This window comes from Parabacteroides sp. AM17-47, from assembly GCF_003434625.1.
Lineage (GTDB): Bacteria > Bacteroidota > Bacteroidia > Bacteroidales > Tannerellaceae > Parabacteroides > Parabacteroides distasonis.
In genome coordinates, this window is the sequence record NZ_QTLI01000001.1 from 224974 (window position 1) to 240553 (window position 15580).

General features: G+C 38.4%; 15 protein-coding genes. 9 read left to right on the forward strand and 6 right to left on the reverse strand.

Features of this window, described 5'->3' with window-relative positions; all coding sequences use genetic code 11:
• The first annotated feature begins 2 nt into the window (after positions 1 to 2).
• From DW205_RS01100 to DW205_RS01140, 9 genes are all read left to right on the forward strand, one after another.
• Positions 3 to 1010: a glycosyltransferase family 2 protein gene (locus DW205_RS01100; RefSeq protein WP_005868116.1), complete on the forward strand. Its 1008-nt coding sequence runs from the start codon at positions 3 to 5 to the stop codon at positions 1008 to 1010.
• Positions 1011 to 1023: 13 nt separating this feature from the next.
• A complete protein-coding gene (gene pseF, locus DW205_RS01105; RefSeq protein ID WP_005868117.1) occupies positions 1024 to 1716 on the forward strand; it encodes a pseudaminic acid cytidylyltransferase in 693 nt (230 codons plus the stop codon).
• Position 1717: 1 nt separating this feature from the next.
• Positions 1718 to 3178: a bifunctional UDP-2,4-diacetamido-2,4,6-trideoxy-beta-L-altropyranose hydrolase/GNAT family N-acetyltransferase gene (locus DW205_RS01110; RefSeq protein WP_005868118.1), complete on the forward strand. Its 1461-nt coding sequence runs from the start codon at positions 1718 to 1720 to the stop codon at positions 3176 to 3178.
• Complete coding sequence (gene pseI, locus DW205_RS01115) at positions 3168 to 4229, forward strand: pseudaminic acid synthase (RefSeq protein ID WP_008778267.1); 1062 nt, start codon at positions 3168 to 3170, stop codon at positions 4227 to 4229. The genes DW205_RS01110 and pseI overlap by 11 nt, the downstream gene beginning before the upstream one ends.
• A gap of 22 nt (positions 4230 to 4251) precedes the next feature.
• Positions 4252 to 5307 carry a sialidase family protein gene (locus tag DW205_RS01120; protein WP_005868120.1) on the forward strand — a complete coding sequence of 352 codons (1056 nt, stop codon included), beginning with the start codon at positions 4252 to 4254 and terminating at the stop codon, positions 5305 to 5307.
• Position 5308: 1 nt separating this feature from the next.
• Entirely contained in the window at positions 5309 to 6094 is a 786-nt protein-coding gene (locus DW205_RS01125; protein ID WP_233523135.1) for an acyltransferase family protein, read from the forward strand.
• 200 nt (positions 6095 to 6294) lie between these two features.
• Positions 6295 to 7458 (forward strand): SGNH/GDSL hydrolase family protein, encoded by a 1164-nt coding sequence (locus DW205_RS01130; protein WP_227793757.1) that lies wholly within the window; start codon positions 6295 to 6297, stop codon positions 7456 to 7458.
• Positions 7459 to 7701: 243 nt separating this feature from the next.
• A complete protein-coding gene (locus DW205_RS01135; protein WP_005868123.1) occupies positions 7702 to 8109 on the forward strand; it encodes a transposase in 408 nt (135 codons plus the stop codon).
• Positions 8110 to 8141: 32 nt separating this feature from the next.
• Positions 8142 to 8969 carry an IS3 family transposase gene (locus tag DW205_RS01140; protein ID WP_232299935.1) on the forward strand — a complete coding sequence of 276 codons (828 nt, stop codon included), beginning with the start codon at positions 8142 to 8144 and terminating at the stop codon, positions 8967 to 8969.
• A 696-nt stretch (positions 8970 to 9665) separates the two neighbouring features.
• Here the strand turns inward: DW205_RS01140 and DW205_RS01145 are convergent.
• The 6 genes from DW205_RS01145 to DW205_RS01170 form a co-directional block, all read right to left on the reverse strand.
• On the reverse strand, positions 9666 to 10571 hold the full coding sequence (locus DW205_RS01145) for a glycosyltransferase family 8 protein (protein WP_005868129.1): 906 nt from the start codon (positions 10569 to 10571) through the stop codon (positions 9666 to 9668).
• 35 nt (positions 10572 to 10606) lie between these two features.
• Positions 10607 to 12040: a lipopolysaccharide biosynthesis protein gene (locus DW205_RS01150; protein ID WP_005868131.1), complete on the reverse strand. Its 1434-nt coding sequence runs from the start codon at positions 12038 to 12040 to the stop codon at positions 10607 to 10609.
• A 3-nt stretch (positions 12041 to 12043) separates the two neighbouring features.
• Positions 12044 to 12898 (reverse strand): O-antigen ligase, encoded by an 855-nt coding sequence (locus tag DW205_RS01155; RefSeq protein WP_224202488.1) that lies wholly within the window; start codon positions 12896 to 12898, stop codon positions 12044 to 12046.
• 389 nt (positions 12899 to 13287) lie between these two features.
• Entirely contained in the window at positions 13288 to 14151 is an 864-nt protein-coding gene (locus DW205_RS01160; RefSeq protein ID WP_008778269.1) for a glycosyltransferase family 2 protein, read from the reverse strand.
• A gap of 83 nt (positions 14152 to 14234) precedes the next feature.
• Complete coding sequence (locus DW205_RS01165; protein WP_005856144.1) at positions 14235 to 14444, reverse strand: glycosyltransferase family 2 protein; 210 nt, start codon at positions 14442 to 14444, stop codon at positions 14235 to 14237.
• Complete coding sequence (locus DW205_RS01170) at positions 14441 to 15538, reverse strand: glycosyltransferase (protein ID WP_005856146.1); 1098 nt, start codon at positions 15536 to 15538, stop codon at positions 14441 to 14443. The genes DW205_RS01165 and DW205_RS01170 overlap by 4 nt, the downstream gene beginning before the upstream one ends.
• Positions 15539 to 15580 lie beyond the last annotated feature (42 nt).

Consider the following 15580-nt stretch of genomic DNA (forward strand, 5'->3'; position numbering starts at 1 on the left):
AGATGAACCAAAAAAATCCTGCGGTAAGTATTGTTATCCCAGTATTTAACGTGGAAAAATACATTGGGAAATGTTTGGATTCATTGATATCCCAAACATTGCATAACATTGAGATTATCTGTGTGAATGATTGTTCTACTGATAAATCATTAGATATACTTCGGGATTATGAGGCAAAGGATAATCGTATTGTTGTTATTGATTTACCTCGGAATATAAAACAAGGGGGAGCCCGTAATGCCGGGATAAAAAAAGCGAGGGCTCCTTTCCTTGGTTTTGTTGATAGTGACGATTGGGTTTCTCTTGATATGTATGAAAATCTCTATACATTAGCGGTTACGCATGATGCGGAAATGGTTTGTGGTGACTATTTTCAGTATTATAGTGAACAAGATATTCGTTTACGGATTAACTGTAAGCCTGAATGGTTTTCATTGCCTGAACATGAGAGAAATAAGCATTTTATTGAAGGTGAATGTCGGATTTGGACTAATATAATCAAAAAAGAAGTCTTTATCAGAAATAAAATAGAATTTCCTGAGGAGTTATTCTATGAAGATAATGCGATTGTAACTGCTCTATATTTGAGCGCGAGAAAGATCGTGAAGGATACCCATCCTTATTATTATTATCGTTGTAATAATATTTCTACGACTCGGAGTATTAATAACTATCGCTTTTTTGACCGTTTGAAGACTTCTAAAATGTTTTTGGATAATATGCGTAGATTAGGTATCTATGAGATATATCCGGAAGAAGTAGAGTTTCGATTTACTGAGCTTTTTTATGTAAACTCAATTCTAGGCGCCATATCACAGTTTGATCCTCCTGAGAAAAAGTATGTGAATCAAATCAAGCGGGAGATGGAAGAGATATTTCCTTGTTTCATGAAGAATAGTTATTACAAGACAAAAGTTCCATTGAAACTTCGTATATTGCTTCGTGCTATTTATTTTCAGACTGATTTGGGCATAAGCTTGTATCAGATTTTGGTTAAATTAAGATCATAAAAATAACGAAAAAATGAAATGTTTGGCAATAATACCAGCACGAGGAGGTAGTAAACGGATTCCTCATAAAAATATAAAACCTTTTTTGGGCAGACCGATAATAGCATATTCAATAGAGGCCGCTCTTGGTACCGGACTGTTTGAGGAGGTGATGGTTTCGACGGATGATGTGGAAATCGCCGAGATAGCCCGTCAAGAAGGGGCTTCTGTCCCTTTTCTGCGTTCTATGGAAAATGCTAATGACTATGCTACATTGGCGGATGTATTGGTCGAGGTTATCAATGCCTATAAAGGGAGAGGGTATGAGTTTGACTTGATCTGTTGTTTGCTTCCAACAGCCCCATTGATTTCTTCCGAGGATGTTCGTTCTGCTTATGATCAGTTAGTTATGTCTACCTTTGATTCTATCTGTCCGGTGGTCGCTTTCTCATATCCGATACTGCGTTCTTTATCGATAGATGAAAAAGGAAATTTAAACATGAATTGGCCAGAGTATAGATTTAGCCGGAGTCAAGATTTGCGCCCCGCCTATCATGATAGTGGTACGTTTTATTGGATAAAGACCTCTTCTCTATTAAAAGATAAAAAATTGCTAAGTGAGAATGGCACGGCGATTGTTCTGGATGAGTTTCGTGTACAAGATATTGATACGGATACAGATTGGGCTTTAGCGGAGATGAAATATAAACTACTTCATATGAGTTGATATGAGAGTTCTGATTTTAACTGAGGGATATTCGCACACAGGCTATGGGCATATTTCCCGTTGTACGGCTATTGCCCAAGTATTTCGGGAGAGAAACGCAAATGTAACCTTTATTGTAAATGGGGATGAGAGTGTAAAAAACTTAGTACAATCTTATCCTCTGTTTGTCTTTAATTGGTTGGAGAACACGGAACGTTTGCTTGAGTATCTATCTCAAGATGACATAATAGTTATTGATTCCTATTTGGCAGGAAAAGGACTTTATACCGAAATAAGACAGCGGGTAAAGGTCGCTGCCTATTTAGATGATTTTAATCGTTTGGAATATCCGGAGGGAATCATCATAAATGGGACGGTCGGTGCGGAATTGATACCCTATAAACGGAATTTTGGACAACATTATTTGTTAGGAAAAGATTTTGTGATTTTACGTGAGGCATTTAAAGACTTATGTGGTCATAGAGAAATCCGGGAGAAAGTAAAGACCGTCCTAATAACTTTCGGAGGAAGTGATCCTTTAAATCTAACGCCAAAAATTTTGGAGAAGTTGACGAACTGCTATGCTAATTTGAGGAAAATCGTTATCTTAGGGCCAGCATTTTCTCATAAGGCAGAAATAGAGAGGATGGCGGATGATAATACGGTTATATACCGTAATGTGGAGGCTGAAGTGATGAGAGATTTGATGTTAGCTGCGGATTTTGCGATCTCTGCGGCTGGACAGACGATAAACGAATTGGCGATAACAGGTCTGCCATCCGTTATCTTTAAGGTGGCTGAAAACCAAGGTAACAATATTGCGGGGTGGAAGAATATTGGCTTTGTCGATGAATTTATTGATGCCACAAAAGATTGGCATATAGATGATCTGGATAAGATTATATTAAAATTTGAGAACTCCGAATATCGGCGGGAGATTTTTTGTCGGGGGATAAGTCAAATCGATGGAAAAGGGGCTCATCGGATTATGAAAGCTGTAATCCGGATGTTTTATGAGATGAATATGGATATGAGATTGGCTAAAGAAGAAGACTTACTACCTCTGTTCGAGCTTACGAATGATCGGATGGTACGGCAAAATTCTTTTTCGACCCATGCTATATCATTGGATGAACATAGAAATTGGTTTTATGCGACCTTAAAGAATAGAGCGAGAAGACTATTTGTCTTTTACGAGAAAGAGAAATTAATTGGACAAGTCCGTTTCGATATTGAGGAAAATAACAGTGCGGTGATTAGTATAAGTATTGGAGCTAACTACAGAGGATTTGGACTTGCTCCTTGCTTATTGGAAAAGGCTTTGAGACATTTCCATGACCGTGAAAGGCAAATAAGTAAGATTTACGCATATGTGAAAACCGAGAATATGGCTTCAAGATATGCGTTTATTCGTGCTGGTTTTAAGGATTGTGTTAGTGATAATAAACATGCGTTGAAGTATTGTTATGTGTATGGAAACTAATTTATTCGAATATTTTGGTCTTGATCGGGAAGATTCCGATCGGGTATTTATTATAGCGGAAATGTCTGCGAATCATAATCATGATTTCAACATCGCCGTAGAGACCGTGAAAGCAGCCAAGGCTGCTGGTGCGGATGCCATCAAATTTCAAACCTATACGGCGGATACTCTTACATTAGATTGTGATAATGCTTATTTTCAAATAAAGCAAGATACTTTATGGGATGGAACTACATTGTATAAATTATATCAGAACGCCTTTACCCCTTGGGAATGGCAACCTGAATTAAAACATATTGCGGAAGAGGAAGGTCTGATTTGTTTCTCATCTCCGTTTGACAAAACATCTGTGGATTTCTTGGAGGCTATGGATGTTCCGGCATATAAGATCGCTAGCTTTGAGATTACGGATATTCCTTTGATCGAGTATGTGGCCTCAAAGATGAAACCAGTCATAATATCAACGGGAATAGCTACTTATGAGGATATTGAGGGGGCGATAGCCGCTTGCAAAAGAGTCGGTAATGATCAGATTGCCTTATTGAAATGTACATCTTCTTATCCGGCTCCTGTGGCGCTTGCGAACTTAAGGACGATTCCCGATATGAGAGAGCGTTTCAAACTTCCTGTAGGACTTTCAGATCATACGATGTCTAGTTCGGTGGCGATAGCCTCGGTTGCGTTGGGTGCTCGAATTCTCGAGAAGCATTTTATTTTGGATCGGGGTATTGGAGGACCGGATGCGGCTTTTTCTATGAATAAGGAGGAGTTCTCCGAAATGGTTCGATGTGTAAGAGAAGTCGAGATGGCATTGGGAAAGCCAACCTATGAGTTGACTGAAAAGGTGAGGAATAACAGGAAGTTTGCCCGTTCCTTATTTGTCGCTCAAGATATGTATGCTGGTGATACAGTAACAGAAGAAAATGTTCGTTCTGTTAGACCCTCTGATGGTCTATCGCCTAAGTATTTACCGGATATATTGGGCAAAAAGGTGAAATGTGATATAAAAAAAGGAGAACCTTTCAAGCGGGAGTATTTATCAGATGATTAACTAAAGTTAAAATATATGCTTTATGAAACACCATCTACTTTTATTTATTATGGTATTTTTATTTCCTTTTATGGCTTGTGGTGATGATGAGCTAAAGGAAATATATAACCCGAATTTGCTTCGCAGTACGTCTATTGACGATAGTAGCCTACATTTGGCTTTTCCTGCCATTGCGGGGAATAAGGATCGAAGTAAGATTATCGTGGTTTATAGAGAAGGTTCGAGCCACGTTAGTTTTGATAGTAAGTTAATACAGATGGAGAGTTTCGATAAAGGAAAAACATGGGTTAACAGGAAGGTTATATTTGCTCCAGTTAAAGGGCATGACGTGAGGGATCCTCAGCTTTTAGTATTACCTAATAACGGTATACTTTGCCGTTTCTTTGAAAGAGAATCGGAGACGGAATCCATTGTGAAAAGCATTTGTTCGGAGAATTGGGGTATTTTCTATGGATCGCCTGTTTTATTTCCTTTTCCAAAAGACGAGACATTTGCGGCAGCCCGTGGGAATATGGTTATAATAGATGATGTAATTTATGCGGTATGTTATAATCGTTGGGCTGTTACATGGTTGGAAAAATCGGAAGACTTTGGGAGGAGTTGGGAGGTTGTATCTTGGTTAGATGAGCGTCTGTGGACAAATCAAATAGAATGTGGACGTATTAATGAGGCCTCGCTGGGGTATTATGATGGGAAAATGTACGTTGTGGGTCGTCAACAGTCAGAGAATGGAGACAATCGTCTTGAGATTGGAGTTAGTGAGGATTTGGGGGTGACTTGGACATGGAGTTTTTTACCGATAGAAGGGCATGCTCCTTCTTTAACTCCTTATAAGGATGCTTTTATACTAACTTACCGGAATGTTAAGGACTCCAATCGTGGTAAATATAGTTTTGATACGGTACTTCTTAAAGATGGGAAGTTGGCTAGTAATCCTGCTAGTCTTTTTGAAAGCGATAATTTTGATGTCGGCTACGGAGATGTTCTTACTTTACCAAATAGTTTCTTGGTTTGCTGTTATCAACCGGGCTCTATCCGTTGTTATGAACTGAAATATGATGTTTTCAATTATAGATGATATGGATAAGAGAGAAAGGGATTATTCGATTGATTTTGTGAAGGGAGTTGCCATTCTCTTTGTGATATTGTTGCACAATATGCCAAATGAATCTATTTACTCAATTGCTTACATTGGGCAGGCTGTTCCTTTATTTTTATTGGTGTCATCTTATTTGACTTATGGTGGTTTTCAGCGAAAAGGTTTCAACGGTTATTTCTCTGCTAGGAATGTGAAGAAGATGTTAGATCGTGTTTTTCTCCCATTCTTTCTCTTAATTTTTTCTCAATGTGCAATCTTTTATCTTCTTAAAGGTGGAGTAGATTGGCAGCGGCTTTATATGCAAGGTGGCTTTGGTCCAGGATCCTATTATCCATGGATCTATTTACAGTGTTGGCTGATATTACCTTTTGTTATTTTTCTGGTTAATTGTCTTTCTTTTAGGAGGTCTTTTGTGTTATTTGTTGGGATTTGTGCTTTGGGTGAATGGTTTACCTGTGTATTTCATGTGCCGGATAATGTTTATAGACTTCTTTTTTATCGATATTTATTTCTTTTGTATTTAGGCTGTGTTATTTTGAAGTTTAAAATAAAGTTGAACGTTTGGGTTTGTCGATTAGCTCTTATAGCCTTGTTCTTGGCTATTTTAGAGATATATACTTCTGTGGATTTGATGCCATATCTTACGAACCAATGGAAAGGATATCATTGGGTTGATTATTTTTATACTTTATTTGTGTTTTTCTTGCTGGTGAAACTATATAATTATATAATGAAGTCACGACTATCTGTTTTCTTTGTAAAATAGGGTAATTACTCATATGAAGTGTTTCTTTTCCAGATGTTGGTGTTTAGTTTGATTAGTGAGAAAAGATTTTTCTTTATCGAGAATGAGGTATTTAGAAACATAGTATATGTGTTGACAACTATTGTATTTTCTATTGTTCCTGTACTTGTTTATAAGGAGTACATAAAGAAATTGTATGTTAGATGACCAAATTGCAGAAAATGAAAATAATTATTAAAATGATGTGCTTATTCTTCTTGTTGGCATGTACTAAAGATGAAATAAATACATTTGAAGGAGCGATTCCTTTTTATAAGGAAGGTATATCCAATTTAAGATCGGATATATTAGATAAAAAGGATGGTGTTCAAAATAGTCTGTTTACTTTTAGCTCAAACGTCTATGCGGATGAACTATCCCAAGAAGTAATTATTCGTATATTATCAGATGATATAGATTTATCGGTAGGAAAAGATTTAGGATTTATGAATATTTATAAGGAACGAGTGGATATTTATAAATCCAATAAGGATTATCAAGCTGCCTTAAATGAGTCTCTTCCTTTGTCCTTTACACTTAATAAGGATATGTTATATTCGATAGGTTTTGATAAAAGGGAAGATAGTGTTTCTTTTTTTATAAGGGAGATAGAGGCTGACAAAAACGTACTAAAGGAATTTAAGCGGACTTATTCTGCGCAAAAGGATCCTTATCAACTTTTGATGTGGGGGAAACCTTTCTTTGCGGTGAGGCGTGGTGAAGTAAAGCTCTTAGATTCATGGATAACAGCTCCTTTTCATAACCCTGTATTGAGTATTTTTGGAGACTCTTTTGTAGAGGGGACAATGTTACTTATTAATGGTATAGATCGAAAATATCGTTGGAGTTCAATGCTTACTTCTGTATTGGGAAAAGAACGATGTTTGGTAGATGGTAAAGGAGGTGAGATGATGTCTGATGAATTTATTAATCGATTTAAGATAGAAAATTCTTGGTATAAAACTAAGTACGTTATTTTAGCCTTAGGTACAAATAATTACCTTGATGTTGAGAAATATAAGAAATATATGTTACAAGCTATATCTATTTTAAGAAATAATGGACAAATCCCGGTTTTACTCACAGTCACTCCTCGTAAGGATCGTGACTATGAGCCTGTTAAACTAATAAATGACTGGATTAAAAGTATGAATATTAAATATATAGATATGCATGAGGCTGTGACAAAAGAAAATGATCCAACCCAATGGAGAGATGGTTATTTATTTTATGACGGTATACATCCAACTCCGAATGGATATAAAGCAATGTATGAGCAAGTCTTGAAGGATTTACCAGAAATCTTTAAAGAAGATCATTTAAGTATGTCATACCAAAATTCATAACTCCTTATTATATTGGGGATATAACAACTTACTAAAAAAGAGCCATTCATGGTTAGTACATCTGCATATCCTATGTCCATGTCCATATTACTATATAAAGTAACAGGGGTAGAAGCTATTTGGCCATTTTTCCAAAAAGCGAGATCTAAAGAATAGCCAGAAGCTGTAACATTTGCTTTATTCTTTTTGACATGATACAGATTTACTTCACACGCAATTAACAATTAAAAGAACGTGTGTAAGATGTCAAACAAAGCAAGAGAACGTAAAAGTTACAGCCAGGATTTCAAGCTCCGTATGCTGAAGGAGTATTATGAGAGTGGCTCAACCAAGTACAGCCTATGTAAGAAATATTCGGTTGATTACGTGACATTCAGTCGCTGGGAACGTTATTTTGAGTCAAAAACGCTATCTTTACCGTCCGATCTGACAGAGTTAGAGCATCAGGTATATATGGCACGAAAGAAATCCGAATCATCCAAGGCGACCGGTCCCCAAACGGAGAGCGAGAGGCTCCGGGAGGAGAACTTGCGCCTACGCAAGGCGTTGGCCTACTCAGAGTTGCGCAATGAGGCTCTGCATGAGCTTCTTAAGATCGGTCGGGAACAATATGGCATCGACCTGCTAAAAAAAGCTGGCGCCAAGCGGTAGACAACCTTCGGCTCAGGCATCCCAAGGAATCGATCGGTAGCCTGAGCGGGCTGTTTGGCAAGACGAGAGAAGGTTATTACTCCGTGAGCAAGGAGAAACGCATGCGCAGGGAATTGTCAGAGAAAGAGATACTTGACACCGTGAGGGATATCCGGCATGAGGCTCCGGGCATCGGGGCGTACAAGCTGTACCTGATGCTCAAGGAACTCTATCCGGACGGGATGCGTGGCCGGGATTGGTTCTACGGGCTGATGCATGAGTCACACCTGATGCTGAAGCTCGGGAAGCGCCGTCACACGACAAGCTCCAACCATCCTTACAGGAAGTACAAGAACATGATCAAGGGATTGACCGTCAACAGGATCAACCAATTGTGGGTGGCCGACATCACCTATATCGACACCGATGAGGGCGTGGCCTACCTGCATCTCCTGACGGACGCGTTCACGCATGAGATCATAGGCTGGGTCCTTTCCGACAGCCTAGTCGCCTCCAACACGGTGACGGCTCTGGAGATGGGTATCTCGCACGTGTCACCCCTAGGGTTCGATGGACTGATCCACCACTCCGACCGCGGCGTTCAATATTGTTGTAATCAATATATTGATCGTCTACAGGCCATTAAAGCCACGATCAGCATGACGGAGGACTACAAGCCTACCGACAACGCGATCGCCGAGCGGGTCAACGGCATCATCAAGCAGGAATGGCTCTACAGGATGAAACGCCCCCCGGACGTGGTGGTCGCAAGGGATTTGTTGGGGAGGATCATAGGCTTCTACAACAATAGGAGACCGCAAAGGAGCAACAGGGACATGCTCCCACCTGTCAGGTTCCGAGAAGCTCTGACTTGTATGTGATCGCTCAATGGAGGCTTTGCGCCTCCAGCCGCGAGGCTTCCTCCGCAGTGGTTTTTTCATGGTTGTTTTGCATGGAAAAAGAAAAACGGTATTTTTGCCGCTGTGAACCGGTTCAGGAAACAACTTTCAACCCTGTGAAGTTTTTCAGGAGAAGGTTCTCTAAGATGTGAAGTACCTTAGAAAATAACAGTAAAATCTGTGAAGTAAATTTAGGCATAGTCATTTGGATATCCGTAGTTATAAAGTAAGTTGGCTTCATCGGCAAAGTAAGTTAACTTACTTAGGCATTCCAGCTAGTTAACTTTGTTGATGAAGCTAGCTTCACTAATTTAATCTCACCTTCGTCGTATGAAGGGGGATGTTCCCTGTATTGAGGTAAAATGTGCTTGTTGATCCTACCAATTTTATATGTTGGTGGAGCTCGGTGCTGCTCAGATGAGAGCTTTAGCAATTCGTTACCCATTATTTAGGCCGTAAGTCTAGCACTAGGTATAGCCATAAGTTTACGGCTCGACAAACCGTAAGTTATTCACTTTAATGGGGCTTGATGGATAACAATCGGGCCGATATTTTTTTAATACCGGGTGAACGAAAATAATAGTTTATTCATATATTCTCACTTCATAATAATCCACGTTTCACGGGAATCTGTTTATTTTAGGATTATCACAAACGTGAAACGTGGATAAAAGTAAGTTAGAATAGGCTATCCTTGGGAGCGATAAGCCCCAATTTTTCTAGTAACGAACGGAATCTTGCCTTAATGCGTGCCTTCATGGGGATATGCCTAATAAAGCTTTTATCTAAGCCGGATATGTTTAAATAGAAAGCGAAATCTTTTTTGAAAGGAGGCTCAAACTCAATAAACCAAGGTTTGCTTCCGCTATAATGCAAGATAACAGGGTCATTGATGGCTTGCTCTTTTTCATCCCAATAGGCTCGGCTAATCAACGGGTCCTTGAAAAAATATCCGTGTTGTACATTGTATTTCAAGGGGAGGGTTAGCTTGATCTCTTTTAATACTATATTCAATACATCTTGATCATGGTATCTAAGTCTCTCTGGGTATTTGTTGATTATCTCGAAAAAGCTTTCTGAAAGATTATTTTCTCGCCAATATCTTAGGTTGACCAACAATACCCCAGCGTTGAAATAGCCAAGAGATGGGGAATATTGGAGCCGGTTGTAAATACGTATGTCATCTATTGACATGTCGGGGATTACTCCGGCGGCATAGCTTTTTATATCCGTATCCCATAATGAGCGTAGTGAGTGGCGGACGACAACATCACAGTCGAGATAAAGGACCTTCTCAACGCTTTTGGGAAGTATATCCGTCATGATAAGTCTAAAATAGGTCGCTAACGTGATATGTCTACTTATCGGGCAGTTGGCGAAAACCTTTTTATCTACAGTATAGAACTGGATTTGCTGGCCATATTTGGCTACGACCTTTTTCAATACCTCTTGGTTTTCAGGGGATATTCCCTCTGTCAAGATATGTACCGTAATCTCCTCTTTCGGGTTATTCACACAAATAGAGGTTACTAATACACCACAGGGTATGACATAATTATTGTCTGTGCAACATACAATATCCATAGGATGTGTTTTTTATTCAAGTTAATACTGTGTTTCTACTGTCTATGTTTTTTTAGGATCAACGAGAGAATGAAATCTATCTCTTCCCATTTAAGCAAATAGGATAGAGTTAGATAATAGCAGATACCTATAATTATACCGACAATGAGTTTAAATAATAAGATAGGGATAAAACTTACGCAAATGTATATGATTAGTCCCATCGATATGGATAACAAGAGTATAGGACATAAAGCCTTAAGCTCTTTTCGCAGGTAAACATCGGGTAAAAGTCTTTTAGTGAATCTTGTCAATACATAGATGTCACATAAGGCATAAGCAGCGATACCGGCGCACATGATGGTGATCCCAAATGGAATGGTAATGACTAAGATAGTAACCGCAATGAGCTTTTTTATGATCTCGGATCGCAGGGAATAATCACTTCTCCGTTTTACGTTGAGCAGATCCCAGTTCAGGCGTGAGATCGGGTCCCACATATAAGCGATACTTAATATTTGTAAATATGGTACGGTATGTACCCACTTATCTGTCAAGATAACACGAATTAATGGATCAGCCAATACGCATAAGCCGATCATCAATGGGAATATGATGAAGGCTGTCATACGGATGAACATGAAGAACTTTCGTTGCAGTTCCTCGTTATCATGCTGTATTTGGCATTCTATCGGATAAGTGACCCGTGTGATGATGCTTGTTATATTAACGGAAACGTATTGGGCAAGAGAAGTAGCCCTGTTGAAGTTTCCCAGATCAGCGGATGAAAAATATTTACCAATTACCAATGAGTATAGATTCAGATATATCGTATGAAGCAATCCTCCGGCAAGTAATTTAGATCCGAATCCGAACAATTCCTTGAAAGACTCTTTGGAGAAACATAGGCGAGGAATCCACCGGGTACTTCCCCAAAGTAATATCAAAGCTAATAAATTCGTGAGTAAACTTTGGATGACCAGTGTCCATACACCATAACCATGATAAGCCAGCCATATACCTATTCCTCCACTTATAGCTACTGTGCTGAATGAGATGATAGCTTGCTTTTTGAAATCGAGGGAAATGGTCAGTTGTGCTCGTTGTACGGCGCAGAATGAGGTCAAGATTAAGTTTAATCCTACGAATTTTATGATGGTTTCTAGTTGAGGCTGGCTGTAGAATGAGGCTATGAATGGAGCGGTGGAGAAAAGGAGAAGGTACATGGCTATCCCGATAAATATATTGAAAAAGAAAACCGTCGAATAGTCTACATCTGTTCTTCCCTGTTTCTGGATAAGAGCGTTCGAGAAGCCACTATCAACGAACGTTTGAGCTACCGCCATGAAAATACCAAGCATGGCGACAAGCCCATAGTCGGAAGGCGACAAGATACGAGCGATGAAAAGACTTAACACGAATTGAGCTCCCTGTACCGAAATCCTTTCCATGCTACTCCAAAAAAGACCGTTTACTGTTTTGCTTGCCATGTATTATTCGGGTTGTTTTTGAGAGGTTGATTTATTAGCCAACAATTGGTGCTTTTGCTCAGACATTACAAGCCCTAACAACATCATTATAAAGAAACCCCGATGTCCGGTAAACGTGGCATCTGCGATATTCTCAATCAATAGATACCCGATGATAAGAAAAGGTATAATAAAATATTTCTCCTTTTGCGTAGAGAGAAATAGTTTGTAGGCTTTCCGTATGATATAGGCGAAAAATAGTATATATAAGAATACGCCTATTATCCCAAATTGAGCTAAACAGGGATAATAGGTGTCCGCTATATAACTATAATTGTTTTTACTGATCCCTTTTACATTCTCGATACCGTATTTTGCGTATAGAGGCGAATAATAAACGCCAGAGGAGTGGGAGGCAAAACTAGCGAAGCCCGACCCAAATGGGAAAAAGTCCTTGAAAATCTCGAAAGATGTGACGTATAGCATGGCACGGGCCATGAATTCCTCGGGAACACTGTCCAAGGATTTACCCACACCAAAGTACATGACCATTTTTTTCCAGCTAGCTAAAACCATTGCGGCAAGACTTAATACGGCTATCGCTATTGTCTTGAAATTGAGCTTCAGACGACTTATGTTCCCGAAGAATATCACGGTGACCAGAGATATGATAAAAAATCCATAGAACTTTGAACGAGCCGAGAATAATCCAATCGCTAAAATAAGGATAAAGATCATCTTATCAATTTTAGCACCTTCGCTACAATAATAATAAAGCAGGGAGGATGCGGTTATGATAGCGGCGAAATAAGCGACATGCCCAACAGTTACTCTGAAGGCGAGTGGATAGACTAGAGACGCACATCCTATAAGAAACATGAAAAAGGATATAATAAGAATGATTTTCTTTATCAAATCTTTCTGTTTCGAACTAAATACAGGACAGAGATAATAAACTGCGAAAAAAGCTAAATAGGGTTTAAATTGGATAATCATGTCTGAGATGATTCCTTTCGCAGAGTTACTATGTATATAAAACGAATAAATCGTATAAAATATGAAAACAGAGCTTACCGCTAGAAATGACTTATTTATAGCCCAATCCGGCGTCTTGAATGTTGCGAAAATAAATAAGATAAGCAAGATGCAAGCACATATCTCATCTATACTATCAAATCCGATCGTTCCATAAAGGACCAATCCAAATATGAACGTGAAAATAAATAAGTTATAAAATTGCTTGTTTATGAATTCTTGTATCATCTTTTTTATTTGCTAGGAACGACCTTTGGTTGTAACTGAAATGTTTCTTTTTCTCTTTGAGGTGCACTTGTGAGGTGCTGAGCCTCAGATTTGATCTTAAATCTGTTTTTCCTAAAGAAATAAAAGAAACTTTTCAAATGAATTAACGTTTTCTTATTAAGACGCTGACTACTTCTTTGGTGAACATGCGTCATTTTGGATAAAGGGTAATAGACTACCTTCTTATTCTTTTTCCAACAACGATAGCAAATATCCATATCTTCTACATACAAGAAGAATTTCTCGTCAAATCCTTTTAGTTCATTGTAGAATGTGTGAGAGATCAAAAACGCTGCTCCCATACACCAATCGACCTCTGTAGGAGTGTCCATAGGAAGGTTCTTCAGTAAATAGGTTTGAACATTTTTATTGCCGGACTTATCATTTCCTTTGGTAAGAGCCCGATTTAGCAAAATCTTAATTGAAGGAAATCTACGTGCAGAATATTGCAATGAGCAGTCCCGGTTTTGTAACTTGGGTGCGACAATTCCACATGAAGGATGTTTTATCGCATAGTTGTATAATTTGTCGATTGCTCCTTGCGTTAATATGATGTCTGGGTTTAATATAAGTATATAATTCCCTATAGCATGTTTTGCTCCAATATTATTATTTCGGGCAAAACCATATTTCTTTTGATTCTCAATGAGTTTTATGGTAGGATAATTGTTCCGGATATAATCGGCGGTTCCGTCAGTAGAACAATTATCAACAAAAATAACCTCGAATGAAACGGATGGACTTCCTACTGAATACAAAGACGCAAGCATCTCTTTCACGTATGAAAGGTGATTCATGCCAACTGTTATAATCGATATTTCTGGTTTCATTATCATTTTGTCCTATTATGTTTTTAATTTTATAGATGCAATTTATGTTCTATTTGTTGATGATAGATTGTATTTTTCACCTATTATAACATTATTAAGTTTGTTGGTCGGGTTATTACCTTAAACCGATTCTTCTTTAAAAAGTAAATCGTACCATCAGATGAGCAATTATCTACGATGATGACTTCGAGCGGGACTGATGGTCTTCCTGTCGTGAACAACGAATTTAGTATCTCCATGATATATTTGAAATGATTCCTTGTTATGGTTATAATAGATACATAAGGTGTCATAAACTAGTATATGCGTTTTGATAAGACAAAGACATTTTCTTCGCTGTATAATGCTTTTGGAATATGTCTTGTACTTCTCGTGCGACTTCTGTACGATCTAACAGGAGCACTTTTTCTATTTTGTCGAATAAACTATTACTGTCTTTATTGTTGAAAATATATCCTGTCGTGACGCTCATCTTCGATAGCACCTCTTGGTGTGAAGGTATATCAGAAAGTAACATAGGTAATCCTACTGTCATACTCTCCAACAGCGTGTTTGCCAATCCTTCGACATCTGAGGCTGAAATATAATAATCGGAAGCGATTAAGTAATCATAAACATTCGTTTTAAAACCGGGTAAAAGAATCCGGTCATCACCTTCTTTTTTTAAATCTTCCCATAAGGGTCCCTCACCGAGCATGATCAATCCCACTTGCTTGGCCCCTATTTGTTTAAAGGCACGTATTAATAGTTCAGGATTCTTCTCTCCTGAGAAGCGCCCGATAAAAATAAAATATCGGATATCGTCTTTTAGTCCTAAATCTTTTCTTAGCTTTTGCCGATAAATCGGATCGCAATTCCAGATGGGTAACGAAGATCCATTGGGTATGCAAGAGATGTCCCAACCTTTATTTTCTTTATAGAGTTTTCCTACACTTTCAGAGCAACCTATGGGGAGATCTACTTTTCGGGTGAAGAAATGGTTCAGTTGATTGACGATATCTCCTTTAAATTTTCCATATAATATCTGCTGCTGCAGTCCCGGATAGATATGAATCGTATAGATTCGTTTATACTTTCGAGGTAAAAAGCACATTAAATATAATGAACGCGGACAATGCGCATGAAGCATATCCGGATTGATCAATTTTACCTCTTGTTTTAGTGCCGTGAATAAAGCGAATGGATTAAGAGGCGTTTCTGGTGCCAATTGATGAATCGAAAGCGGATACTTCTGGAAATCCTTAATTCGGGTAGTTTTTTTCTCTGGTATGAAAGTAATGATAGATACCTTGAACTTGGAGAAGTCCATATATTGGATAATGTTATACATAACATTAACCGGGCCTTCGTTGCATAATGATGATACCAAGAAACAAACTTTAGTCATGCTCTCTTCCTTATTTTTCTTTACTGTCAAACTGTACCTGCA

Excerpts from the sequence above, each read along its gene's own strand:
- DW205_RS01100 (WP_005868116.1), top strand. The coding sequence starts at position 3 with ATGAACCAAAAAAATCCTGCGGTAAGTATTGTTATCCCAGTATTTAAC.
- pseF (WP_005868117.1), top strand. The coding sequence starts at position 1,024 with ATGAAATGTTTGGCAATAATACCAGCACGAGGAGGTAGTAAACGGATT.
- DW205_RS01110 (WP_005868118.1), top strand. The coding sequence starts at position 1,718 with ATGAGAGTTCTGATTTTAACTGAGGGATATTCGCACACAGGCTATGGG.
- pseI (WP_008778267.1), top strand. The coding sequence starts at position 3,168 with ATGGAAACTAATTTATTCGAATATTTTGGTCTTGATCGGGAAGATTCC.
- DW205_RS01120 (WP_005868120.1), top strand. The coding sequence starts at position 4,252 with ATGAAACACCATCTACTTTTATTTATTATGGTATTTTTATTTCCTTTT.
- DW205_RS01125 (WP_233523135.1), top strand. The coding sequence starts at position 5,309 with ATGGATAAGAGAGAAAGGGATTATTCGATTGATTTTGTGAAGGGAGTT.
- DW205_RS01130 (WP_227793757.1), top strand. The coding sequence starts at position 6,295 with ATGAAAATAATTATTAAAATGATGTGCTTATTCTTCTTGTTGGCATGT.
- DW205_RS01135 (WP_005868123.1), top strand. The coding sequence starts at position 7,702 with ATGTCAAACAAAGCAAGAGAACGTAAAAGTTACAGCCAGGATTTCAAG.
- DW205_RS01145 (WP_005868129.1), bottom strand. The coding sequence starts at position 10,571 with ATGGATATTGTATGTTGCACAGACAATAATTATGTCATACCCTGTGGT.
- DW205_RS01150 (WP_005868131.1), bottom strand. The coding sequence starts at position 12,040 with ATGGCAAGCAAAACAGTAAACGGTCTTTTTTGGAGTAGCATGGAAAGG.
- DW205_RS01155 (WP_224202488.1), bottom strand. The coding sequence starts at position 12,898 with ATGTTTCTTATAGGATGTGCGTCTCTAGTCTATCCACTCGCCTTCAGA.
- DW205_RS01160 (WP_008778269.1), bottom strand. The coding sequence starts at position 14,151 with ATGAAACCAGAAATATCGATTATAACAGTTGGCATGAATCACCTTTCA.
- DW205_RS01165 (WP_005856144.1), bottom strand. The coding sequence starts at position 14,444 with ATGACACCTTATGTATCTATTATAACCATAACAAGGAATCATTTCAAA.
- DW205_RS01170 (WP_005856146.1), bottom strand. The coding sequence starts at position 15,538 with ATGACTAAAGTTTGTTTCTTGGTATCATCATTATGCAACGAAGGCCCG.